At 42.2% G+C, this 23,670-nt stretch carries 22 protein-coding genes; 15 read left to right on the forward strand and 7 right to left on the reverse strand.

Going from position 1 to position 23,670, the window contains the following annotated elements; genetic code table 11:
• Positions 1-18: 18 nt before the first annotated feature.
• From ACFS6H_RS15080 to ACFS6H_RS15095, 4 genes are read right to left on the reverse strand one after another with little or no spacing between them, the layout of a single operon-like run.
• Positions 19-561 (reverse strand): inorganic diphosphatase, encoded by a 543-nt coding sequence (locus ACFS6H_RS15080; RefSeq protein ID WP_386100591.1) that lies wholly within the window; start codon positions 559-561, stop codon positions 19-21.
• A 7-nt stretch (positions 562-568) separates the two neighbouring features.
• Positions 569-940 carry a fluoride efflux transporter CrcB gene (crcB, locus tag ACFS6H_RS15085; RefSeq protein WP_386100594.1) on the reverse strand — a complete coding sequence of 124 codons (372 nt, stop codon included), beginning with the start codon at positions 938-940 and terminating at the stop codon, positions 569-571.
• Positions 937-1,398 (reverse strand): hypothetical protein, encoded by a 462-nt coding sequence (locus tag ACFS6H_RS15090; protein WP_386100597.1) that lies wholly within the window; start codon positions 1,396-1,398, stop codon positions 937-939. Before ACFS6H_RS15090 ends, crcB begins: the two co-directional genes overlap by 4 nt.
• An 18-nt stretch (positions 1,399-1,416) precedes the next feature.
• The gene (locus ACFS6H_RS15095) at positions 1,417-2,019 is read right to left on the reverse strand and encodes a hypothetical protein (RefSeq protein ID WP_386100600.1); all 603 of its coding nucleotides are present in this window, start codon (positions 2,017-2,019) and stop codon (positions 1,417-1,419) included.
• 276 nt (positions 2,020-2,295) lie between these two features.
• Here ACFS6H_RS15095 and ACFS6H_RS15100 point away from each other — a divergent pair, with 276 nt between their 5' ends.
• From ACFS6H_RS15100 to ACFS6H_RS15130, 7 genes are all read left to right on the forward strand, one after another.
• A complete protein-coding gene (locus tag ACFS6H_RS15100; RefSeq protein WP_386100603.1) occupies positions 2,296-2,976 on the forward strand; it encodes a porin family protein in 681 nt (226 codons plus the stop codon).
• 90 nt (positions 2,977-3,066) lie between these two features.
• Positions 3,067-3,462 carry a hypothetical protein gene (locus ACFS6H_RS15105; RefSeq protein ID WP_386100606.1) on the forward strand — a complete coding sequence of 132 codons (396 nt, stop codon included), beginning with the start codon at positions 3,067-3,069 and terminating at the stop codon, positions 3,460-3,462.
• A gap of 305 nt (positions 3,463-3,767) precedes the next feature.
• The gene (locus ACFS6H_RS15110; RefSeq protein WP_386100609.1) at positions 3,768-4,535 is read left to right on the forward strand and encodes a Rossmann-like and DUF2520 domain-containing protein; all 768 of its coding nucleotides are present in this window, start codon (positions 3,768-3,770) and stop codon (positions 4,533-4,535) included.
• A gap of 94 nt (positions 4,536-4,629) precedes the next feature.
• The gene (locus ACFS6H_RS15115) at positions 4,630-5,151 is read left to right on the forward strand and encodes a KdsC family phosphatase (RefSeq protein WP_386100612.1); all 522 of its coding nucleotides are present in this window, start codon (positions 4,630-4,632) and stop codon (positions 5,149-5,151) included.
• Between the two features lie 29 nt (positions 5,152-5,180).
• On the forward strand, positions 5,181-6,113 hold the full coding sequence (locus ACFS6H_RS15120) for a geranylgeranylglycerol-phosphate geranylgeranyltransferase (RefSeq protein ID WP_386100615.1): 933 nt from the start codon (positions 5,181-5,183) through the stop codon (positions 6,111-6,113).
• 21 nt (positions 6,114-6,134) lie between these two features.
• Positions 6,135-6,701, forward strand: coding sequence for a Maf family protein (locus tag ACFS6H_RS15125; protein ID WP_386100618.1), 567 nt, complete (start codon positions 6,135-6,137; stop codon positions 6,699-6,701).
• A 57-nt stretch (positions 6,702-6,758) separates the two neighbouring features.
• Positions 6,759-8,036, forward strand: coding sequence for a DUF2851 family protein (locus ACFS6H_RS15130; RefSeq protein ID WP_386100621.1), 1,278 nt, complete (start codon positions 6,759-6,761; stop codon positions 8,034-8,036).
• A 25-nt stretch (positions 8,037-8,061) separates the two neighbouring features.
• On the opposite strand, the gene ACFS6H_RS15135 is transcribed toward ACFS6H_RS15130, so the two are convergent.
• Complete coding sequence (locus ACFS6H_RS15135; RefSeq protein ID WP_386100624.1) at positions 8,062-8,481, reverse strand: OsmC family protein; 420 nt, start codon at positions 8,479-8,481, stop codon at positions 8,062-8,064.
• A gap of 87 nt (positions 8,482-8,568) precedes the next feature.
• Here ACFS6H_RS15135 and ACFS6H_RS15140 point away from each other — a divergent pair, with 87 nt between their 5' ends.
• The 5 genes from ACFS6H_RS15140 to fmt all read left to right on the forward strand — a co-directional run bounded on the left by ACFS6H_RS15140 (position 8,569) and on the right by fmt (position 12,779).
• Positions 8,569-8,727, forward strand: a complete 159-nt coding sequence (locus ACFS6H_RS15140) for a hypothetical protein (RefSeq protein ID WP_386100627.1) — start codon at positions 8,569-8,571, stop codon at positions 8,725-8,727.
• 58 nt (positions 8,728-8,785) lie between these two features.
• Entirely contained in the window at positions 8,786-9,601 is an 816-nt protein-coding gene (locus ACFS6H_RS15145) for a hypothetical protein (RefSeq protein WP_386100629.1), read from the forward strand.
• Positions 9,602-9,655: 54 nt separating this feature from the next.
• On the forward strand, positions 9,656-10,594 hold the full coding sequence (gene lipA, locus ACFS6H_RS15150; RefSeq protein WP_386100632.1) for a lipoyl synthase: 939 nt from the start codon (positions 9,656-9,658) through the stop codon (positions 10,592-10,594).
• A 226-nt stretch (positions 10,595-10,820) separates the two neighbouring features.
• Entirely contained in the window at positions 10,821-11,732 is a 912-nt protein-coding gene (locus ACFS6H_RS15155; protein WP_386100635.1) for a phosphodiester glycosidase family protein, read from the forward strand.
• 69 nt (positions 11,733-11,801) lie between these two features.
• Positions 11,802-12,779 carry a methionyl-tRNA formyltransferase gene (fmt, locus tag ACFS6H_RS15160; protein ID WP_386100638.1) on the forward strand — a complete coding sequence of 326 codons (978 nt, stop codon included), beginning with the start codon at positions 11,802-11,804 and terminating at the stop codon, positions 12,777-12,779.
• Here the strand turns inward: fmt and ACFS6H_RS15165 are convergent.
• Entirely contained in the window at positions 12,776-13,780 is a 1,005-nt protein-coding gene (locus ACFS6H_RS15165) for a LysM peptidoglycan-binding domain-containing protein (RefSeq protein WP_386100641.1), read from the reverse strand. The two genes, fmt and ACFS6H_RS15165, sit on opposite strands and share 4 nt — an antisense overlap.
• Positions 13,781-14,009: 229 nt before the next feature.
• On the opposite strand from ACFS6H_RS15165, the gene ACFS6H_RS15170 reads away from it, so the two are divergent.
• Entirely contained in the window at positions 14,010-15,932 is a 1,923-nt protein-coding gene (locus ACFS6H_RS15170; RefSeq protein WP_386100644.1) for a vWA domain-containing protein, read from the forward strand.
• Between the two features lie 60 nt (positions 15,933-15,992).
• Here ACFS6H_RS15170 and ACFS6H_RS15175 read toward each other — a convergent pair whose 3' ends face one another.
• Positions 15,993-18,137: a S9 family peptidase gene (locus ACFS6H_RS15175; RefSeq protein WP_386100647.1), complete on the reverse strand. Its 2,145-nt coding sequence runs from the start codon at positions 18,135-18,137 to the stop codon at positions 15,993-15,995.
• An 834-nt stretch (positions 18,138-18,971) separates the two neighbouring features.
• Between ACFS6H_RS15175 and ACFS6H_RS15180 the strand changes: the two genes are divergently transcribed.
• Both ACFS6H_RS15180 and ACFS6H_RS15185 read left to right on the forward strand, forming a co-directional pair.
• Positions 18,972-22,073: a SusC/RagA family TonB-linked outer membrane protein gene (locus ACFS6H_RS15180; RefSeq protein WP_386100650.1), complete on the forward strand. Its 3,102-nt coding sequence runs from the start codon at positions 18,972-18,974 to the stop codon at positions 22,071-22,073.
• 11 nt (positions 22,074-22,084) lie between these two features.
• Positions 22,085-23,665, forward strand: coding sequence for a SusD/RagB family nutrient-binding outer membrane lipoprotein (locus ACFS6H_RS15185; RefSeq protein WP_386100653.1), 1,581 nt, complete (start codon positions 22,085-22,087; stop codon positions 23,663-23,665).
• Positions 23,666-23,670: the final 5 nt, after the last annotated feature.

Genomic DNA, 23,670 nt, shown 5'->3' on the forward strand with positions numbered 1-23,670 from the left:
GGAAAAAAAATCCGGTAATTATTTCTTAAAATATTCTTTATAATAAGCAATTGCATCATTAATGATGGTATGTGCAGTTGCCTTATCCTGGAAATTATCAATCTCCACTTTTTTCTGCTCTAATACTTTATACTGTTCAAAGAAGTTACGCAGCTCCAGTAAAAAGTGCTGGGGCAGCTCATCAATATCGTTGTAATGGTTTACCGAAGGGTCTTTGGCCGCTACGGCTATGATCTTATCATCCAGCTCACCATTGTCGATCATCTGCATATTGCCGATCACTTTAGCTTCTACCAAACAAAGTGACTGAATGGACTGGGAACATAATACCAGAATATCCAGGGGGTCGCCGTCATGACCTAAGGTTTGGGGAATAAAGCCATAATTGGCAGGGTAGTGGAAGGAGGAATAAATAACCCGGTCCAGTTTCAGCAAACCGGTTTCCTTATCTACTTCATATTTTGAACGTGAGCCTTGCGGAATTTCAATTAAGCCGGTTACTACTACAGGTGCTTCTTCACCAAAATGTGCCCCGTGCCAGGGGTGATTTACATTTAACATATTCTATTTATTGAGTGATTTTATATCCCGAAAATGTGAGTAAAATACCAATGACCACGCTTAACGCAATGTAAGCAATGGCCCATAGCCATTTATCACTTTTCATTAATTGAAAGGTTTCTATGGAAAAGGCGGAGAAGGTGGTAAAACCACCACAAAAGCCCGTTACAGCAAACAGCTTTATATATTCCGGCGCCTGGCTGTTCCTGCTAAACCAGCCTATGAGCAGGCCGATCAAAAAACAACCGGCCAGGTTTACCAGGAGAGTGTTCCAGGGAAAGCCTGTACCGTTTATTCCAGGTAAAAAACGCTGGCATACATAACGCAGTATACTGCCCAGTGCACCGCCAATGCCTACAATTAATAATGGCTTGATCATTTTATCACCGTATCAATACCCGGTTTTTTAGGGGCATTAATGGTATCATTATCATGGTTGAATAAATACTTCAGGTCCACCAGCCATTCGCCAGTTGGTTGTTTAAGAATTTTAAGCGTATCCTTATCATTCTTAAAAGTGTTGGAATAAATGATAATAGTGGTAGAGTCATTTACTACCTGCCTGTTATGAATATTTACCGAAGCATCATACAGTCCCTGTTTGGTATGCGAATCCATGGTCTGGTGTTCAGCTATTGACATCCACTGGTCGTTAATAGAGTCCTTCAGCATAAACTTTTTTGCTTCCGTATAATTGCCTTTCAGGGCGGCCTGTATAAAACTCCTGGCGGCGCCTATATCCTCCTGTTTACCTTCGGCTTCGGCATCCCGGGTAGGGTTATTACAGGCTACTGTTATTGCCGCAACGGTTAGTATTGCTATAAATTTATTTTTCATTGTTCTGTTTGCTAAGAATTAGTTATTCTCTTTATACTTTTCTAATAACGCTTTCCCTTCTTTCTGGTACTCCTCCAGTTTTTTGGGATCCATGTTTTTCAGGATGCTGTCGGCCACATCATTGGCTCTTTTCAGGGTTTCTTCATCAAACTGGTCAATCAAAGTATCCGCGTCGCTCCTTCTTCCTTCGGCGCCACGGCCATTCAATCCCATCTTCATTAAGGCCTCCAGAGAAAAATCCACCTTCCAGCTACCGCCTTCTTTTTTCAGGATAAAATCAACCGTTTTTTGTTCTTTTTTCGGCGTAAGGGTTACTGTGGCCTTGTCACCGTCTATTTTAGGTTCGCCCAGGCTTACATCTTTAAATTCGTCCGCAAAGTCTTTCTTTTCTGCTGCTTTACCATCCTGCGCCATATTTATAGCCATTTTCATTAAACCTAAAGTGGTCTGGCTGCTTTCTGTGGCAAGGGCCATAGCTCCATCCACATCTTTTTTGGAAAGCTTATCAAAAAATGCCTGCAGTACTGATTTAGGATCTGATTTATCAACGGATGAACAACTTGAAACGCCAACTGACAATAACAGGATAAACAAAAAAGCGGATAAACACTGTTTAAGCATATAAATGTTTTAAAACGCAAAAATACGTGATTGCAAACGTATACAATTTGATTTTACATTTTTATTGTCCGGTTTGTAAAAGAATGGTTTTTAATAGTTTAATAACATTTTTTTTAGAAATTAAATTTTTGGCAAGCCGTTTGCAAATGTTAAGCAGGTTTCGCATAAAACGTTTTGATAATTACTGTATGCGCATATGGATAATAGGACATAACGTTGGGTAACACCAGAGTTTATATTTATAACACAATCCCTAATTAAAAAAAATCAACAATTATGAAAAAGCTACATTTTGCTTTTATGGCATTGGTATGTATATTGGCAGTACAGGTTGCACAGGCACAAAAATCTTCTGTAATTTTAAAAGGTGGTGTTAATCTGGCTAATATTTCCAACTCGGAGAATGGTGATGTAAGTGATGCACGTATGTTAACCTCCTGGCATGCAGGTGGTGTGATAGACCTGGCCATATTAGATGTCCTTTCAATCCAGCCCGGTTTATTATATACCTCAAAAGGTATTAAAACAGAACGAAATCTGCCTTTGTTAGGTACAACTACTACCACATTTAATCCCCAGTATATTGAGTTACCGCTGAACCTGGTATTTAAAGCCCCGATATCCGAAACCTCCAGGTTTTTTGCAGGTGCGGGTCCTTATGCAGCCATGGGTGTGGCCGGTAAGTATAAAGTAAAATCTGACCTGGGTAGCCGTGAATACGATATTGAATTTAACGACGACGATCCGCTGACACAGGAACAGGAAGATGCCGGCGCCTATAAAGTAAGAAAGTTTGACTATGGTGTAAATATATTAGCCGGACTGGAACTTGACAGGTTTGTAATATCTGCCAACTATGGTCTGGGCCTGGCAAAAATTTATGCGGCCGATGATAATAACGATAACGACAAAAACAAACACAGGGTATTCAGTGTAAGCGTTGGTATTAAATTTTAGTCGCAACTGCTATATACATTTCATACAAGCGGGGATTTTCCCCGCTTTTTTATTGTATAAAAATTTATCTTGCGCCCCTAAATAATTATCATGTCCTGGAAAAAAATATTGAGTATCGTGTCGGTGATAGGAGTTGTTGCTGCCTGTTTTTTACCCTGGGCCAGCATCAACAGTTTACAGGTAACCATCAACGGTATACGAACTGAAGGCACGGGCTTTGGTAAACCGGGGTATTTGCATCTCAGTTTTGTTATCCTGTTTGTCATTACTTTCCTCATCCGGTCAGTAGGCGCCAAACGTATCGGGTTAATATTTGTGGGCTTAAACTTTGCCTGGGCTATACGCAACTTTATTGTTATTGGTAGTTGTGAGGCGGGGGAGTGTCCTGAAAAACTTTCGGGTTTATATATGTTACTGGTGTTCTCTGTTACCTTACTGATCAGTGGACTCTTTCCTGATATTACCTTAAAAGAAGAAAAAAAATAATTATTTTTTTTGTATGTAAAATTTGTTGCGTATATTGTTGCATAATCTGTCGATCACGCTTTCCTGCCCCTATTTTAATCTGCTTTATAATCCATTATTTATAGTATTTTTTATTGTTATTGTATGACAAATGTCATATGTTATCATATTTTGTGTGTGATGTAGAAAAAACCGTCTCGCTGTCTGGCGAGGCGGTTTTGTTTTTTAGTATTACCTCTTATCCTGTTACCATAACCGGTATCAACCTGGTAAACCCCTGAACATTCTGCCCTCACTATTGTTCTTTTTTTTATCATCTTTGTACTATGAATATTGTATTTATTGGTTCGGGAAATGTTACCGCTATATTAGGACGCAAGTTTGTTGCAGCAGGACATAAAATTATGCAGATATACAGCCGTAATGCGAGTGCTGCCAGCGAACTGGCTTATGAATGGGACACCGAGTCGACCAATTATATCAGTATGATCACAAAGGATGCGGATGTATATATCATATCCGTTTCCGATAACTCCATTGAACCGCTGGCAAAAGAATTACACCTTCCGGGGAAAGTAGTAGCTCATACGGCAGGCGCTGTTTCCAAAGATGTATTGCAGGCTGTTACCCCGCATTACGGGGTATTTTATCCTTTACAGACTTTACGCAAGGAAAGTCCGCATTTACCTGACACACCCATTTTTGTTGAGGCGGCCACCGAACAGGCACAACTGGTGCTGGACAACCTGGCCGCTACCATATCGCATAACCACGAAGTACATCATGTAACGGAACTGCAACGCGAAAAATTACATGTTACCGCTGTTGTAGTGAACAACCTGGTGAATCACCTGTATACACTGGTAGAAGCTTTTTGTAAAGCAGAAGGAGTAGACTTTAAACAACTATTACCCCTGATACAGGAAACAACGGAAAGGGTTAACAACAGCTCACCGGCCCTGGTACAAACCGGCCCGGCGATAAGACATGATGAAGTTACATTGAACAAACACCTGGAGCTGTTGCATAACTATCCCCAGTTGAAAAAAATATATAAAACCATTTCAGATAGTATTGAAGGGAAGGCTTTGTAATGGACAGGCAAATGATAAAACCTTATTTTTGCATGGTTTGCTAAAATAGCGTACCATTATTTCCAAAATAAATAAAGGCTTAATATTACCCTACATGAACCTGCAGGAACAGTTTAAAAAAATTACCACTTTTATTTTTGATGTAGATGGCGTATTAACCGACGGTACCATACTGGTACTGGAAGACGGGTTGCAGGCGAGGCGGATGAATGTAAAAGATGGTTATGCGCTGCAGCTGGCTATTAAAAAAGGGTATAAGATATTAGTATTATCGGGTGCGGCTGTTTCGCCTGTTGTGGACCGTTTAAACAAGCTTGGTATAACCGAAGTGCATATGGCCATAAAAGATAAGCGGGACTATATCGAAAAATATAAAATATCGAATGGCCTGGATACCGAAGCTGTACTCTTTATGGGTGATGATCTGCCGGATCTGGGCGCCATGTCGGTAGCAGGCATCAGTGCTTGCCCCGCTGATGCGGTAGGTGAGATAAGAGAAATCGTACAATATATATCACCTTATAACGGCGGATGGGGCTGTGTAAGGGATGTAATAGAAAAAGTAATGCGGGAACATCAGCAATGGGGACCCGAAGACCAGATTGTTTCGCAATAAACAGGTATTTAAAAATTAAACGAGATTAAATGAGATTATTAGTTGCCTTTTTTAAAATGATACGGCTACCTAATCTTATTTTTATTGCCCTCACGCAAATATTATTTCATTACGCAATTTATTACCCGCTTTTTAACGAGGAGATAGCCCTTACCGGTACGCTCGAGTTTTTCTCCCTGGTACTGGCTTCGGTGCTTATTGCTGCAGCCGGCTATATTATAAACGATTATTTTGATATAAATATAGACGAGGTAAACAAGCCCGATAAAATGGTGGTGAATAAGGTGATCAACCGTCGCTGGGCTTTATTATGGCACCTGTTACTAAGTGCACTGGGCCTGCTTTTTACGGCATTGGCCATTAATGTAATGCAGCAATGGTACCTGATCATTGCCAATATAGGCTGTGTAATATTGCTGTGGTTTTACTCCACAACTTTCAAAAGAAAATTACTGATCGGTAATATATTAATATCCTTACTTACTTCGTGGACCATACTGGTGGTGTTTTTCTCCAAATTTTCTTTTGCAGATGCTTTTACCTACGATGGCGATAACCAGGTAAAACTATTCCGTTTTGCTATTTTATACGCAGCTTTTGCTTTTTTATGTACAATTATCCGTGAAGCCGTAAAAGATGTGGAAGATATGCATGGTGATGCCCGGTATGGCTGTACCACCATGCCTATTGTATGGGGGGTAACGGTATCAAAAGTATATACCGCCGTCTGGCTGGTCATACTGATCGGGCTTTTACTGGTGGTGCAGGTATATGTATTACAGTTTGGCTGGTGGCTGCCGGTTATTTATTGTATTATATTTATATTATTTCCTTTGGCCGTGTTTTTTCAACGTTTGCATAAAGCTACCGATACAAAAGATTTCAGCCGTTTAAGCAATACCATTAAGCTGGTAATGCTGACCGGTATTTTATCCATGGCCCTGTTTTACTTCTATTTATAACTCCTGTAAACCCTGTGTATCATGTTACCTGCAATATATTTAGCTTCCCAGTCGCCAAGACGTAAACAGCTGTTAGAATGGGCAGAGATTGACTTTAAGGTATTGGTGGAGCCTACGGATGAATCTTTCCCCGAAGGTTTATCCCCGGCCGAAGCGGTTGTACATATTGCACAACAAAAAGCACTTGCGGTAAAAAATAAGCTACCTGATGATGTGATCATTATTGCGGCCGATACCGTGGTAGTATTAAATGATATCATTATTGGTAAACCTAAGGACAGGGATGATGCCATTACCATACTCAGCGCTTTATCGGGTACCAGTCATTATGTAATTACGGGGGTAGTGATGATGCGGGGCGAGCAGCAGGTTACTTTTTATGATACCACTACCGTGGAGTTTCATATACTCACGCCCCAGCAAATAGAATTTTACGTAGATAAGTACGGACCTTATGATAAAGCAGGCGCTTATGCCATACAGGAGTGGATCGGTGTAGTAGGCATTAAATCGATTAACGGCGATTTTTATAACGTAATGGGTTTGCCGGTAAGCAGGGTGGTACCGGCCATCATATCGCTGATGTAAGTTTTCTTGCTGTAATGCAAAAACTTGTTGAACTTTAGTGTACCTAACCACCACACTATGAACGAACGCCTTTTGCAATACATCTGGCAGTTTCAGTATTTTAATAAACACCAGTTGCAGACCACTGACCAGGAAACACTGACCATATTTTTCCCCGGCCTGTTAAATACCCACCAGGGGCCGGATTTTTCGCAAGCTAAAATACAGATAGGCAATACCACCTGGGTAGGATCAGTTGAAGTGCATATCAAAACATCGGACTGGCTGAAACATGGCCACGATGGTGATCTGCATTATGACCAGGTAATATTGCATGTGGTATGGCAGGATGACAGGCCTGGTAACAAACCGGGTAATCATCCTGTGTTAGCACTATGCAACTTAGTACCTAAAGTATTATTAAGCCGCTATGAACAGTTATTACAACAGAAGGGATTTATACCCTGCGAAAACAGCATTGCCGGGGTAAAGGATATTGTGTGGCAGGGCTGGAAGGAACGTTTACTGGTAGAAAGATTAAGCCGTAAAGCAGCCATGGTATTGGAGCATTTTGATAATAACCGGCACTCATGGGAAGATGTTTTCTGGTGGCAGTTAGCCGCTAATTTTGGATTAAAAGTAAACCGCGATGCTTTTGAAGCCGTTGCCCGGTCTTTGCCGGTACAGTTACTGGCCCGGCACCGCAACCAGGTGCAGCAACTGGAGGCCCTGCTGCTGGGGCAGGCCGGTTTGTTAGCCGGGGAGAGCGAGGACCAGTATGTAGTGCTGTTACAAAAAGAGTACAGCTTTTTACAAAAGAAATACCGGTTACCGGTAGTGCATTCGCCTGTTTATTTTTTAAGAATGCGCCCTGCCAATTTTCCTACCATAAGGTTGGCTCAACTGGCTATGCTGGTACATCAGTCACTGCACTTATTTTCCATTATCGTGGAAACAAAGGACCTGGCAACCATTGCCCGGCTATTTGCCATAAAGCCCAATGATTACTGGTTATACCATTACCGGCTGAACCAGCCAACAGCCTACAGGGAAAAACAACTGGGCGCAACCATGTTTGACAGTATTGTTATCAACACCATTTGCCCGGTATTATTTGCCTACGGCCTTTATCACCAGCAGGAGCCGGTAAAGAATAAAGCCGTTAACTGGTTGCTGGCCACCAGAGCCGAACAGAACGGCATTACGGACGATTTTAAACAAATTGGTATACGTTGTAAACATGCCGGCGACAGCCAGGCTTTGCTGGAATTAAAGACCCGCTATTGCAGGGAAAAGCGATGCCTGGACTGTGCTGTGGGCAACAGCATTTTAAAAACCACGATGAACCCAAAGTAAGCGGGGACCTTGCCGGAAAAACCGTTTAATTATCAGACCAGGCTCCCCAGTCAATATTGATCTCGATATCGGGGTGTAAACTTTTAGCTACGGGACAGGTATGGCCCGTGTGTTTTAAAATTGTGATAGTTTTAGCATCAATGCCGGCCAGGGCCTCGGGGATATGAAAAACCAGGTCGATACCACCTACCCGGCGGGGTTCGGCTTTCATGTTCTTCAGTACTTCCACTTTTACATTTTCCAGGTCAAAGCCCATGGTACGGGCTTTGATGCCCATTACAGTAACCATGCAGGCAGCCAAACTGGTAGCCAGCAGATCGGTGGGGGAGAACCTTTCGCCTTTTCCGTTGTTATCTGTGGGTGCATCTGTTTCAAAGTGGGAACCGCTTTTCAGGTGGGTGCAGGTAGTTCTTAAGTCTTTATTATAAATTACGTTAGCCGTCATGTCAATTTTTGGCCTAAATTTACGTTATTACCGGTAGATGATATAAACAATATGTATAAATGTGCTTAATAAATAGGCATTTATAATGTGGAGCGGACTGCCGGGCCCTGTTATATTGACGAAGGGCTGCCCGATGGAAGCGGCACCCCGTACGCAGTACCGGGGTATAGCGGACAGCGGGAAATGCAGCTGAGCAGGGAACAGGAAGGTGACAGCCCCAACACTATTATTACCCCGGTAAAGTAGTGTGTATTGGTTTATATTTGCAGCATGGTAATCTTGTATTAACCTAACAAATAATTTAGTGAAGAAGATTTTTCTTTTTTTAATGTTTGCCTTTAGCGGCAGCTTAGTTGTAACGGCACAGGACAGTACGATTGATCGTCAACCTACCCGGGCTGAACGGAGAGAAGCAAAGCGCCAGAAAGTGGCGGAGCTGATCCGCCAGGCTGAAGAAGGAGTGCTGGTGTTCAGGAAGCACAATATGTTTGGTATAAAGCTGCGCACCAATGGCTATGGCGCTTTTTATGAACATGGCCGTATGGTAAGCACCCGCAAAACAAATATTTTCAGGATCGATATCCAGGAGGTGAAACATGCAAAAGAAGAAAAACTGATCAATACCAGCGTATTTTTTGGCAACCCCTTTGTTTATGGTAAGCTGAATTATTTTTACCCGATAAGCCTGGGTTATGGACAACAGTATATTTTTGGACAAAAGGGTAATAAGAACGGCGTATCGGTATCGGGGGTATATAATGCGGGGGTAACCGTTGGTTTATTAAGGCCTTACTATATTGATATAAACCAGAGCGGTGTTGAACGCCGGATAAAATACACCCAGGAGGATAGTGCGGCCTTTTTAGGAGGCGATGGTACTATTTTAGGCGGTACCGGATTTTTTGGTAAAGGCTGGGGCGAAATGAAAGTGAAGCCCGGTGTATTTGGTAAAGCGGCCCTGCGTTTCGACTATGGCCGTTTTAACGAACGTGTATCGGCACTGGAAGTGGGCATGAGCCTGGATTATTATTTTTCAAAAGTTCCCATCATGTTTGCCAACAAGGAAAGACAAATGTTTTTCCAGGGCTACTTAGCCATTGTGTTTGGCAACCGTAAATAGTGCCTATTGTTTTAGGAATAAAAATTACATCTGTATTGATGTATCTTTGCAGTTATGACCGAGTTACCCGTAGTATCGAATATTGACAATACGAAAACCAAGATAAAAAAACCCGATTGGTTAAGGGTTAAGTTACCTATTGGCGAAAACTACAAGCACGTTCGCGGCCTGGTAGATAATCATAAATTACATACGATTTGTGAAAGTGGTAATTGCCCCAATATGGGCGAGTGCTGGGGTGCCGGCACGGCTACTTTTATGATACTGGGCAATGTATGTACCCGCAGCTGCGGCTTTTGCGCGGTGGCCACCGGCCGCCCGGATGCTGTGGATTGGGATGAACCGCAACGTGTGGCCGAAGCCATATTTTTAATGAAGGTAAAACATGCGGTTATTACCTCTGTTGACCGTGATGAGCTGAAAGATGGCGGCTCCACTATCTGGCATAATACCATTAAGGCCGTTAAAGCCTTAAATAACGATACTACCCTGGAAACCCTGATACCCGACTTTAAAGGCAAACAGGAGGATATACAACGTGTGATTGATGCGGCGCCTGAAGTAGTGAGTCATAACATTGAAACCGTAGAGCGCCTGACCAAAAAAGTACGTATACAGGCCAAATACTGGCGCAGTATGGAAGTGATACGTATTTTAAAAGAAGGCGGCATGCGTACCAAAAGCGGTATTATGCTGGGCCTGGGCGAGGAGAAGGAAGAAGTATTACAAACCTTACAGGACTTAAAAGATAATGGTTGCGATGTAGTGACCATTGGACAATATTTACAGCCTACACAAAAACATTTACCCGTACAACGTTTTGTACACCCTGATGAATTTGCATTTTACAAAGATGCAGGTTACGAAATGGGCCTGGATTATGTAGAAAGCGGACCCCTGGTTCGTTCATCCTACCATAGCGAACGCCATGTATTTGCCGGCCTTGGCCGCAAAGAGTGGGAGATGAGCAAGTCGGGTTTGGTAATGCCCTAAGCAGGAATTTTTATTTTTATGTTACCAACTGCAGTACCCTGGCCGGGCTTTGGTTGCGTCGCACTCTTGTACACCTGTAATGCTATGCAGCATTATATGGCTGGCATACAGTAAGCCTTGTATTATCAAATTTCCAAATCAACTAATTTCCAAATTGTTTTAGTACACTTGTGGTATGATACGATCATGCTTTAGTTTATGCCTGTTGTTAACAGCCCAGTGGGCAATGGCACAATTGCATTGGACCAATATGACCACTTCCTTTGGCCATCTTCCCGCATCGGTACAGGTATTTAAAACAACCGATACTTTATCCGACGGTAAGCCTAATATAAGCTGGTACCTCGTGGCCGACCTGAAGGATAAGAACCTGTTATTTACGGTAGATACCAGCCTGAACAGGAGACTGACCCCACAGCAATATTATGACCGCAACAAACAACCGCTGGCGGTAATGAACACTACTTTTTTTTCTTTTGCCACACACCAGAACCTCAATACGGTTATTAAAGAAGGTAAGCTGGTAGGCTATAATATTCACGCTTTAGCGGGGAAGGGTAAGGATACTTTAACCTACCGTCACCCTTTTACCGGCGCCCTGGGCATTACCAAAAAACGTAAGGCCGATATAGCCTGGATATATACCGACAGCAGCCAACGTTATGCTTATGCCAGCCAGCGTGCTGTTCCTGCTTTTAAAGATTCATCCTCATCGCTTGCGGCCAGGTTTAATAAATCAAAAAAAGCAACGGGGCATCATTTTGCAAAATGGAAGATGCAAACGGCCGTAGGCGGCGGGCCGGTACTGGTACAAAACGGTAAAGTGCAGATCAGCAATAACGAAGAACTAAAATTTGCCGGTAAGGCCATTGATGATAAACATCCACGAACTGCCATGGGTTATACTGCCGATGGCAAGTTGGTGCTACTGGTAGTGGAAGGCCGTAACCCGGGTATTGCTGAAGGTGCTTCCTTATCACAGCTGGCACTTATGTTACAAGCAATAGGGTGTACGGAAGCCCTGAATGTAGACGGGGGTGGCAGCAGTTGTTTATTAGTGAATGGCAAAGAAACAATTGCCCCGTCCGATAAACAACAAAGGGCTGTGCCGGCCGTATTTATTATACAACAAAAATGAGTTGGGATAGACAATGATACATTCCCTTACTTATAACTTACTACTTGGAACTTACCCTACCTTTGCGGTATGATTGAATTTACTTTAAAGCATAAACAACCTCAGGCTATAAGTTTTATGTCGGGACTGGTTACACAACGTATTGTTTTTATGGGTACACCTGAGTTTGCAGTGGCATCGCTGGATGCGCTGGTAAAAGCCGGTTGTAATATAGTAGGTGTGGTAACAGCGCCTGATAAACCCGCGGGGAGAGGCATGCAGTTAACACAGAGCGCCGTGAAACAATACGCGGTTGAACATAATTTAAAAGTATTACAACCGGTAAAACTTAAAGATCCTGATTTTATAAATGAACTTGCTTCCTTACAGGCCGACCTGCAGGTAGTGGTGGCGTTCAGGATGTTACCGGAGATTGTATGGAATATGCCCTTAAAGGGCACCATTAATTTACATGGCTCGCTGTTGCCCCAATACCGTGGGGCTGCGCCTATTAACTGGGCAGTGATTAATGGTGAAAAAGAAACAGGGGTAACCACTTTTAAATTACAGCATGCCATAGATACCGGTGATATTATGATGCAGGAAAGTTTTGCCATTGGCGAAAATGAAACTGCCGGTGAAGTACATGACAGGATGAAACTGATAGGAGCCAACTTACTGGTAAAAACGGTACAGGCTATTGAAGAGGGTACTGCTACGGAAATACCGCAGCCCGCACAAACCGGTGATTTAAAACATGCGCCCAAAATATTTACCGAAACCTGCCAGATCAATTTTAATGATACGGTGGCAGCGGTGCATAACCTGGTAAGAGGTCTGGCGCCTTTTCCCGCGGCCTTTACTACATTAAATAATAAAAAGCTGAAGGTATTTGCCGTAACCAAAGAATTAACAGCCCATCAGCAGGTTAACGGCAGTTATGAGACCGATGGTAAAAGCTTTTTAAAATTTGCCTGTGCAGACGGGTATGTGTATGTACAGGATATACAACTGGAAGGTAAAAAGCGAATGGATATCCGCAGTTTCTTAGCGGGTTATCACTTTTAATAGTTCAGGTTTACAATAAACTTATCGTTTTCGGCAATGCCCAGGGCAGCGGCAGCGGCATTGCTGATACGTATGTTTAAGCCCTGGTTTTGCTTAATGCTGCTCATTTCACCCAGCACTTTTGCGTAGATGGTTTTGTTGTTATCGGGGTTGGTAATACGTACAATTTTACCGGCCTGTACTTTATCCATCAAGAGGTAATACTTGGCATCCTGCCATCCGCTGGATGTTTTAAATATACCGGAGGTAACCGTTTCGTTATTATCGGCTGCTGTTTGTTTGGTTTGTGCTGCAAAGGAAGCAGCAAAATAACCATCACCGCTTACCGGTGTATTGGTAACAGTTGCCGGTTGTTTTACCGCAGGTGTTTCTTTTACCACTACAGGTTTTACTTCTTCTGTTTTGGGTGCTTCTTTAACGACCGTTGGCAGCGGTTTTGCCGGCTCATCAATAATGGTTGCTTTTACCGTTTCTACGGGGTGAGTATCGTCTTTAGGTTTTACAGCCTCGGGTTTGGTTACCGGTAATGTTTGTGTAGGTGTTACTTTGGCCAGTTCGGCTGATTGTAAAAAGCCCACCACCAGGTTCTGGCCTACTGATAAGTTATCAGAGCTTAACTGGTTCCAGTCCCTTATTTTTTGCAGGGTTAATTTATTGGCAAAATTGCTCACCTTCATTAAACCATCTTTTTCGCCCACTACATAATAAACAGGCACTCCTGTTGTATTGGTTTGAGAAAAATTGGCTGCCTCCAACGGCACTTTAATCACTTCGCCGATATTCAGTCCTTTGTTGATATCAATTTTATTAAAACCGGCAATGCTTTTCGGGTGCACATTATACAGGCGGCCGATAGCGTAAATACCTTCTTTAGGTTTTACGGTATGGTCAATATATAATCCTGCATCATTCTTTTTAGCCACCAGGGGTTGGTTCTGGGCCTGTACAAAAAATGATACCGAAACAAATAAGGCTGTAATTATCAATTTTAAAAAACTCATATCCACATAGGTTTTAACAGTACACAAAGATGCGGTTTTTTTAGCAAAAAACCGGCCATTTGTTCCTGTTCTCCATCGTTTACGAATAGTCAACGGTTACGGTTTTTAAAAGGTAAAACTGTTGTTTATTCCCTTTTGTTGCAGTTTTAAAGGACCATATTGTTATAAAATAGTTGCAGGCGTTTTGTGTAAAATGAAAAGTTTTAACATCTCACTGTAAAATGACTATATGAAAAAACTATTATTATTAATACCTGTTCTATGCCTGGTGCTGGCATTTTTGAAACAGGAGACGATAACTGTTACCGGCCAGGTAAAAGCTGCTGACGGAACTGTTATTGTAAATGCAACGATAAAAGAAAAAGGTAAAACAGCAACTGCTGTAACGGATGACCAGGGCAATTTTTCTATTACGGTATCGCATGGCAATGCAACGCTTGTTATTACTGCCATGGGTTATCAATCACAGGAACTGGCATTGAAGAGTAAAAAGAAACTAAGCATTATCCTGGCGGAACAGGAGAAGGAACTGGAGGATGTAGTGGTAATGGGCTACAATAAACAATTGTCTTCGAAGTCGAAACGGATGTATGCGGAGAGCGCTGCCCCGGTGATGGATAAGAATTTTTATGCTCCTCCGGTTATTGTTGCCGATGAAAAAGTGATAGGCGGTGATAAAGACTATGATGACTTTAACACTGAGGGCTACGATCATATACAGGACAATAAATTTTTACGGGTAACCGATAATCCTTTAAGTACTTTCTCGATTGATGTGGATGCCGCCTCTTATGGTAATGTAAGACGCTTTTTGAATAACGGCTCCCTGCCACCGGCCGGCTCTGTAAGGATTGAAGAGATGATCAATTACTTTCATTATAACTACCCGCAGCCTGCAGCAGACAAGCCTTTTACCATTAATACAGAAATGACCCAGGCACCCTGGAATAAAGATCATAAGCTGGTAATGATAGGTATGCAGGGCAAAAGAATAGCTACAGATAAATTACCGGCCAGCAACCTTACTTTTTTAATTGATGTTTCAGGCTCTATGGAAGATGAGAATAAATTACCGCTGGTAAAAGCATCCATGAAAATGCTGACCGACCAGTTAAGGGAAAATGATAAAGTATCGATTGTTGTATATGCAGGTGCGGCGGGCCTCGTGTTAAAACCTACCAGTGGTGCCAATAAAATAAAAATAAAAGAGGCTATCGATAACCTGGAAGCCGGCGGCTCTACAGCAGGTGGCGAGGGGATCAGGCTGGCTTATAAAACGGCTAAACAAAACTTTATTGCGGGCGGCAATAACCGGGTAATACTTTGTTCGGATGGCGATTTTAATGTGGGCGAAAGCAGCGATGATGCCATGGAACGTTTAATTGAAACAGAAAGAAAAGCTGGTGTTTACCTTACTGTATTAGGTTATGGTATGGGCAATTATAAAGACAGTAAAATGCAGAAGCTGGCACAAAAAGGAAATGGTAACCATGCTTATATAGATGATATCAGCGAGGCTAAAAAGGTGTTGGTGAACGAGTTTGGCGGTACCATGTTTGCCATTGCCAAAGATGTAAAATTACAGGTAGAGTTTAACCCGGCCCTGGTACAGGGTTATCGCCTGATAGGTTATGAAAACCGCATGCTGGCCAAGGAGGATTTTAATGATGATAAAAAAGATGCGGGTGAACTGGGCAGCGGGCATACCGTAACGGCCATTTACGAAATTATCCCGGCCGGAATAAAAGATACCCTGCTGGGATCGGTTGATGCCTTAAAATACCAGCAACCTGTGAAAGCAGGCAAGTACAACGGAACCGAAATGATGACCGTAAAAGCCAGGTATAAACCTGTTAACAGCGAAACCAGTCTTTTACTGGAGTACCCCATCAGTAACAGTATTACCGGTATTGAGTCTGCATCGGAGAATTTACGTTTCTCTGCCTCGGTAGCGGCTTTCGGCATGTTGTTGCGTAACTCTGATTTTAAAGGCGTAGCATCCTACGATATGGTACTGCAACTGGCAAAAAAAGCAAAAGGCGTGGATGAAGAAGGGTATAGGGCTGAGTTTGTTAAACTGGTAGAGAAGGCAAAATACTTATCGGCTAAGGATAAGCCGGTAAGAGAGGTTGATTATACTTCGGGACGGTAACATATAAACACAAAAACGGCTGTTCACCTGAACAGCCGTTTTTTATTGCAAGAGCTTTTATTATTCTGTAGTGTTTTTATTACCCAGGTTTTTATATAACCAGTTCGTCATTTTGCTCCACAGGTGATAACTGGTGTTATCGGCAGTTCCGCCAATGCCATGGTTTTTATTGGGGTAGTAAGCGCTTTCAAAGTCAATATTACTTTTAACCAATGCGGTTACCATTTGGGTAGCATTCTGAAAATGTACATTATCATCACCCGTACCATGTATGATCAGGTATTTTCCTTTGATCAGGTTAGTAAAGTTGATAGGGGAGTTATTGTCATAACCTGCTGCGTTTTCTTTTGGTGTACGCATATATCTTTCGGTATAAATATTATCATAATAGCGCCAGTTGGTAACCGGTGCTACGGCAATAGCAGCAGAAAACACATCAGCACCTTTGGTAATAGCCAGGGAGCTCATAAAGCCACCATAACTCCAGCCCCAGTGACCGATTTTAGTTTTATCAACATAGGGCAAGGCACCAAACCATTTTGCCGCGTCTATCTGGTCTTCAATTTCATATTTACCCAGTTGCAGGTAGGTTTTTTTCTTGAAGGCTTCACCACGATAACCAGTACCGGTATTATCCACACAGGCAATGATAAAACCACGCTCTGCCAATAACTGGTGCCAGAACGATACGGCACCAAAGCGGTTGGCTACATTCTGCGACCCGGGGCCACCATAGTTACAGAATAAAACAGGGTACTGTTTGGAAGGGTCAAAATTGGTAGGTTTTAAGATCCAGCCGTTCAAAGTATCACCTTTACTATTGGGTATTCTCAGGAACTCAGCTTTGCTTAATGCATATTGTTCCATTATACTTTTTAGTTTTTCACTGCTGCCCACCACTTTCTCGACGGTTGTGCTGATAACATTCTTTTTATTTACCACAATATTGTTCAGGGTCACCTCCTGGGGAGTATTGATGTCCGATTTAAAATCATAGAACTGGGTAAAATCCTTATTCAGGGTAACCCGGTGCGTGAACTCACCGGTGGTTAAAGGGGTTACTTTCTTGCCGCCGAAATCAGCAACAAAAAAGTTCCTGTCCATCGGGCGGGGGTATGCCGCTATATAATAAATACGTTTGTTTTTTTCGTCCACGGCGGTGATAGAGGCTACATCATAGTTATCTTTTGTGATCTTGGTCTTTACTTTGCCGTCAAAGCTGTTCAGGTAAATTTGTGTATAGCCTTCTTTTTCGCTGGTATAGATAAAGTGTTTACCATCTTCCAAAAACTGCCAGTCATCATTAATATCCACATAGTACTGGTTGGTTTCTTCATACACCGGGCTGCTTTTACCACTGGCCGCATCGGTCAGTAAAAGTTTTAAATTGTTCTGGTGCCTGTTTAACCAGAATACCACCAGCTTGCTGTCGTCCTTAGTCCATTTTATGCGGGGAATATAAATATCGCCCTGCTCATATTGTGCTTTAGCTTTTGTACCGGCTTTTACATCGTATATATAAATATCTACGGTTGAATTGGCATCACCGGCTTTTGGATATTTAAACCTATAATCTTCATTATGCTCATTATTGTAAATGGTCATATTGTATTCCTTTACCGCCGACTCATCAAAGCGGTAATAAGCCAGGTAGTTACCTTTTTCACTCCATTGGTAGGCCTGGGTAAAACCAAACTCCTCTTCATATACCCAATCGCAGTTACCATTGATCACGAAATTCCATTTCCCATCGTTGGTAACGGCTGTTTTTTTTGCAGCAGGTATATCATATACCACGAGGTTATTGTTTTCCACGAAAGCAACTTTGCTGCCATCGGGCGACAGGGTGGGGTGCAGTACTTTCTCTGGTGAAAGACTTGTAACCGCTTTGCTGCTGAGGTTATAAAGGTATAAATTGCCTTTGGTCGAATGACGGTAAATGCTTTCCGTATTATAGGTCAGTAAGGCCACCGACGGATTAATTTCGGAAGTGATGGTCCTGTCCGGGCGGCTGAGGTCTTTCCCCGAAGCATCTTTTAATCCTTTGGTTTCCACCTGAATAGTCTGGGCCGGGGTTTCAAATCTGGCACTTACGGCATCTGCCCTGAAAGTACCGCGTTTATAAATATCGTCCAGCGTTATTTGTTTTTTTTGCGCAAATAATACCGCAGGAGCGATCGTTAAAATAAGAAAAAGCTTACGCATCAGTTTATATATTTAATAACTGCTAAAATAAGCGGAAATCAGTAATTGGGTCATAAAATTTAAGTTGAACCGTTTTTTGTTACTTACCTGGATAAATACCTGTGGTGTGCCCATCTTTTCATTTTCCTGATGGCTTATGATATGTCAGCAACTGTGGAGCATATTTGTGTTTTCTAATCTGCATTAATTTTTTTTTAATTTTTTTTTAATTTTTTTTAACATTTTTTTTAATGCTTAGTTATTGATTTTTAATGGTCTGTATTTTTTTTATCTATTAGTCTACTAATTTTATAGACTAATTTTTTGTTTTTCTTTAACATATCGTCTATATTTGTTTTGAGCAATTAAAGAACGACATTTTTTTATTGCATAACTAAAAACAGGTTGGTTATTTAAAAACGCTTCTGTGTGTTTGTTTGATGAAACCCAATACCAGCCTGTATTCTACCCGATTGTTTCCTGCTGAATTTGGATATCGGCAATAAATATTTTTTGTATTTATAGTTGATTGATGTTAAGGTGTATCTGATTTTTTTTGATGAACGCTTGGTAAAAGACTATTAAACCAAAACTAACTTTTTATTTTTTGCGTTCATCAATGCCTCTTTTTCTATGTTGCTGTTACCGGCATACATAGGCGCATTAACCTGTACCGAACTGTTGTTATCCGGAAAATTCTTGAAGATTCAAATGGTGCGTAAGCATGGCCAGACTATGCTTACAGGACTTTTATTGCTATAATAATTTATGGTGAACTAAAAATAATTGACATGTACACTGGTAACAGGGTGCGTGAACGATAGCGTATTTTTTAAACCCAAACACACAAAACACATGAGAAAACTGCTAGTAGCACTAGTAGCGATCCTGTTTGCGCATGCCGCTGCGTGGGCACAAAAAGCAATAACGGGACGTGTTACTAACGAAGCTGGAGAACCTGTCTCCAGTGCATCGGTACTTGTAAAAGGATCTACCACCGGTGCCACAACAAAAGATGACGGAACTTTTTCTTTGGTACTGCCCCCCGGTGCAAAAATTTTAGAGATAAGTGCACTGGATTTTGTATCACAAACCATCTCACTCAGCAGCATCAGCAATTATTACATTAAACTGAAAGGCAGCGAAAGCCAGCTAAGTGAAGTAGTAGTAACGGCAGGTGGTTTAACCATTAAGAAAAGAGAACTGGGTACGGCTGCCACCACCATTAATTCTACACAGATCACACAGGGTAAGTCCTCCAACTTAGCAGCTTCCTTATCCGGTAAAGTAGCCGGTTTACAGGTAAATGCGGTGAATGGTGGTCTGAATCCTAACTATCGTTTGGTACTGCGTGGGCAACGCTCTCTTACCGGCGATAACCAGGCTTTATTGGTACTGGATAACCTGATTGTTCCCAGTTCTTTATTAGGCAATTTAAATCCTGAGGATATTGAAGATATACAGGTACTGAATGGTGCTACAGCCGCTGCAGCTTATGGTTCCGATGCATCGAATGGTGCCATTGTAATCACTACTAAAAAAGGTAAAGTAGGTAAAGCGGAAATAAAACTTTCCAACACTACGACCATTGAGCAGGTAAACTATTTTCCCAAAATACAAAACCGTTTTGGTTCGGGTACTACGCCTGATGCGGTGAAAACCTATACGCCGTATGAGAACCAGCAGTACGGACCGGAGTTTGACGGCTCCCTGGTTAAAATTGGTAAACCATTGGAAGACGGCTCTATTCAAACCGTGGCTTACTCACCTACCAATGCTAAAAAAGATTTCTGGCAAACCGGTTTTCAAAACCAGGTTGACCTGGTGTTAACCGCCGGTGATGAAAAATCAAAATACTATGTATCCGGCCAGTACTTTAAACAACGTTCTACCTTACCGGATGATGAATACACCAGGATATCAGTAAGGGCTAACGGCAGCCGTAAGATCTACAAGAACTTCTCCATGGAGTATAACACCAACTATATCAGTAACTCTTACGATATGACAAGTGCTCCGGGTAGTGTGTACAACGAGATACTGCAAACCCCTGCACATGTTGATCTTACCAAATACAGTGACTGGAGAAACGATCCTTTTGCCAATCCGAACGGTTATTTCAACGAGTATTATGATAACCCTTATTTTACCATTGGTAACTGGAGACAAAATACGAAGAACGAATACTTCCAGGGTAATGTACAGTTAGTGTATAACCCCTTTAAACCGGTTACGGTAACCTACCGTGTGGGTATCAGTTCATCCAATGCCCAAAACAAATCAACTGCCGGCAAGTTTGTATTTACTGACTATACCAAAAGTATTTCCGGTAGCTCTAAGACCGACGTTGGCGGTAGTGTAAGTGACAGCAGAAGCGGATCCATTCAACTGGTATCTGAGTTAATTGCAGAATACAAAAAGAAACTGGGTAAGGATTTTACGTTCAGTGTAATGGGAGCCGGCTATATGCGTGAGAACAGCAGTAAGAGCGTAGGAGTAAGCGCATCCAACCTGGTTATTGAAGGGTTATACAATGTAACCAATACCCAGAATAACCCCGGAGCCAGTGAATCAAACTCCAAAACCAGGCAATATGCTTTACGGGCTGAATCAAGGCTTTCATTCAGGGATTATATCTTCCTGCACGTAACTGCCCGTAATGACTGGATGTCGGTATTGGAGAAAGAGAACCGTTCTTTCTTCTATCCTTCAGTAGATGCGTCTTTTGTAGCAACAGAAGCCATCTCTGCATTAAAAAATATTTCCTGGCTAACGGAGTTAAAGATCCGTGGTGCTTATGCCTATGTGGGTAATGTAAACTTAGGTGCCTATGCTTTAAATACTACTTTCCCCGTAGCAGCAGGCTATCCTTATGGGGGTAGTGCCGCTTATACAGTAGGCGGTGGCCTGGTGGCAAAAGGTCTGAAGCCCGAGATAACCAAAGGCCCGGAAGTAGGCTTTGATTATGGATTATTTAAAAACAGGGTAACAGGTGGGTTTACTTATTATAAAACCAATACTTATAACCAGACCTTATCTGTACAGATAGCGCCTTCCAGCGGTTATACCAGTTTACGTACCAATATTGGTGAAGTAGAGAACCAGGGTGTGGAAGTATCTATCAGTGCTACGCCTTTTGAAACCAAAACTGGTTTAACGGTAACAGCCGGTTTACGTTATTCCTATAACAAAAACAAAGTATTGTCATTAACCGACGAGTCCAGCGTGATCAACCTCTCATCCGGTAGTGGTAGCCTGGTAGTTGCGGAAGTAGGCCAGCCTTTCCCTTTATTAAAAACCACCAGGTATAACCGCGATGACCAGGGAAGGATTATTGTTAACAAAAATTCCGGTTTCCCTGCTACAAACGGTTCTTATACCGTTGTGGGAGCTACCAACCCTCCTCATATCCTGGGTACCGATATTGAGATCCGTTTTAAAGGATTCCGTTTTACCTCTTTGTTTGAATACCGCACCGGTCATTACATTACTAACAGTGTTACTACCGGCTTTGATTTTACCGGTTCGGGTATCCGTACCACCTGGTATAACAGGGAGCGTTTTGTTATCCCTAATTCATCTTACTATGATGATACCAAAGGTGAATATGTTGCCAATACCAATATTACCACACGTTCAGGCGGTGCCGATTTCTGGACCGATGCGACAAGAAATACCGGTATAGGGGAGAACTATACGCATTCAGCTGCTTTCTGGAAATGGAGAGAAGCGGTACTGTCTTATGAGCTGCCTGCAAAATGGTTAAAGGGTGTAGTGCAAAGAGCTACTGTTAGCGTACAGGGACGTAACCTGTTTATCTGGGTTCCCAAAACAAATCTTTATACCGATCCTGAGTACAGTGCCAATGGTGCTTCCAGTAACGCTATCGGTATTACCAGTCTTGCTCAATCACCACCTGCCAGGTATTATGGCGGTACTGTAACTATCACTTTTTAATTCGTTTACAAATGACAAAGAAGATTATAAATAAATTTTTACTGCTGGGCCTGGTATTATTCAGCGCCTGTAGTAAACAGCTTGATATTAATGATAACCCCAATGCGGCAACGGCAGTACAACCTGAGCTTATTTTACCGGGTGCTATTGTACGTTCGGCCTCTTTGACCGTTAGTTATAATACATATGGTGCTTCATTAGGTGGTTATATTGCCAATGCAGGCGGGTTTTCCGGATTTGGTGCCTTACTGAATTATAATTTTACACCGGGTTACCTCTCCAGCTGGGGTACAGCCTTTGATAATCTGAATGATTACCGGTATGTAATTAATGAAACTGAAGGCAAAAACGACCTGGCGTTGTTCAATGCTTATGCCAGGATCATGTCGGTATTGGAATTTCACAGGGTAGTGGACCAGCATGGTGATATACCTTATTCAGAAGCCGTATTAGGCGCACTGAATACGAGCCCTAAGTATGATCCGGCAATTGATGTATATAAATCATTGATCGGTGACCTGGACAAAGCTTTGTCCATTATTGACAATGCCAACCTGCCCAGGCAGTTGAATGCCTCTTCCGATCCGATGTTCGCTGGCAATGTGACCAACTGGAAAAAATTTGCCAATACCTTAAAGCTGAGATTACTGATCCGTATTTCAGGTGTTTCTTCTTTAAGCAGTTTTGTAAATGATGGATTTGCTTCTATCAATACAAGCGTTGGGTTTATTACGGAAGATGTGATCGTTAATCCGGCTTATGTAAAAGACCGGCCTAATCCAACATGGGCCTCCTGGGGTTATGCCGTTAACGGTAATGTGGCAAATGCAGCCCGTGTGCCTACTTATTATATCTACGGTTTTTATGATGGTACCAAACTGGCCGATCCGGGAAGAGGAGCCGTGATCTATAATGATTTTGGTAATGCTTCAAGACCTACACCTTTAAACCAGCTGGGTGTTGAGTCTGGTAACCCCGCTATACGTGCCAATTACTCTCCCTGGTATACCGGTATACGCAATACGGCTACAGATATCACCAATGCACTGGGCGTAGTAAAAGGTCCTACACAAGGACAACCGATCATGTTGCTGGCCGAAGCACATTTCTTACAGGCTGAAGCTATCTTACTGGGTAAATTAACCGGTACTGTTAAAACCAGTTTTGAGAACGGGGTAAAAGCATCTTTCAGGTATTTGTACAAAGATGTTACCAATGTGGTAGCGGCAGGTAAAAATGTAGAGACTGACTTTGCTACTTATAAAACAAACAATAGTTCCAGTCACCTGGTAAACTTTGACCTGGCCACAACAGATGCACAAAAACTGGAAGCGATCATTACCCAGAAATATATTGCTGTTAACATGATCAACGGTGATGAAGGCTGGAATGATTACAGGCGTACCGGCTTTCCTGTTACGGTGCCAAGAGGCGGAAGATACTATGATATTGCGTCAACTACTTCCAATGCTACAAGACCAGACAGGCTGCCTACAATTTTAAAATATCCGCAGGCGGAGTATGACTATAATTCAAAAAATGTAAAAGACCTAAACCAATTTACTGACCTGCTTTTCTGGGCTAAACCATAACATTC

Source organism: Terrimonas rubra (assembly GCF_042686025.1).
GTDB classification, from domain to species: domain Bacteria; phylum Bacteroidota; class Bacteroidia; order Chitinophagales; family Chitinophagaceae; genus Terrimonas; species Terrimonas rubra.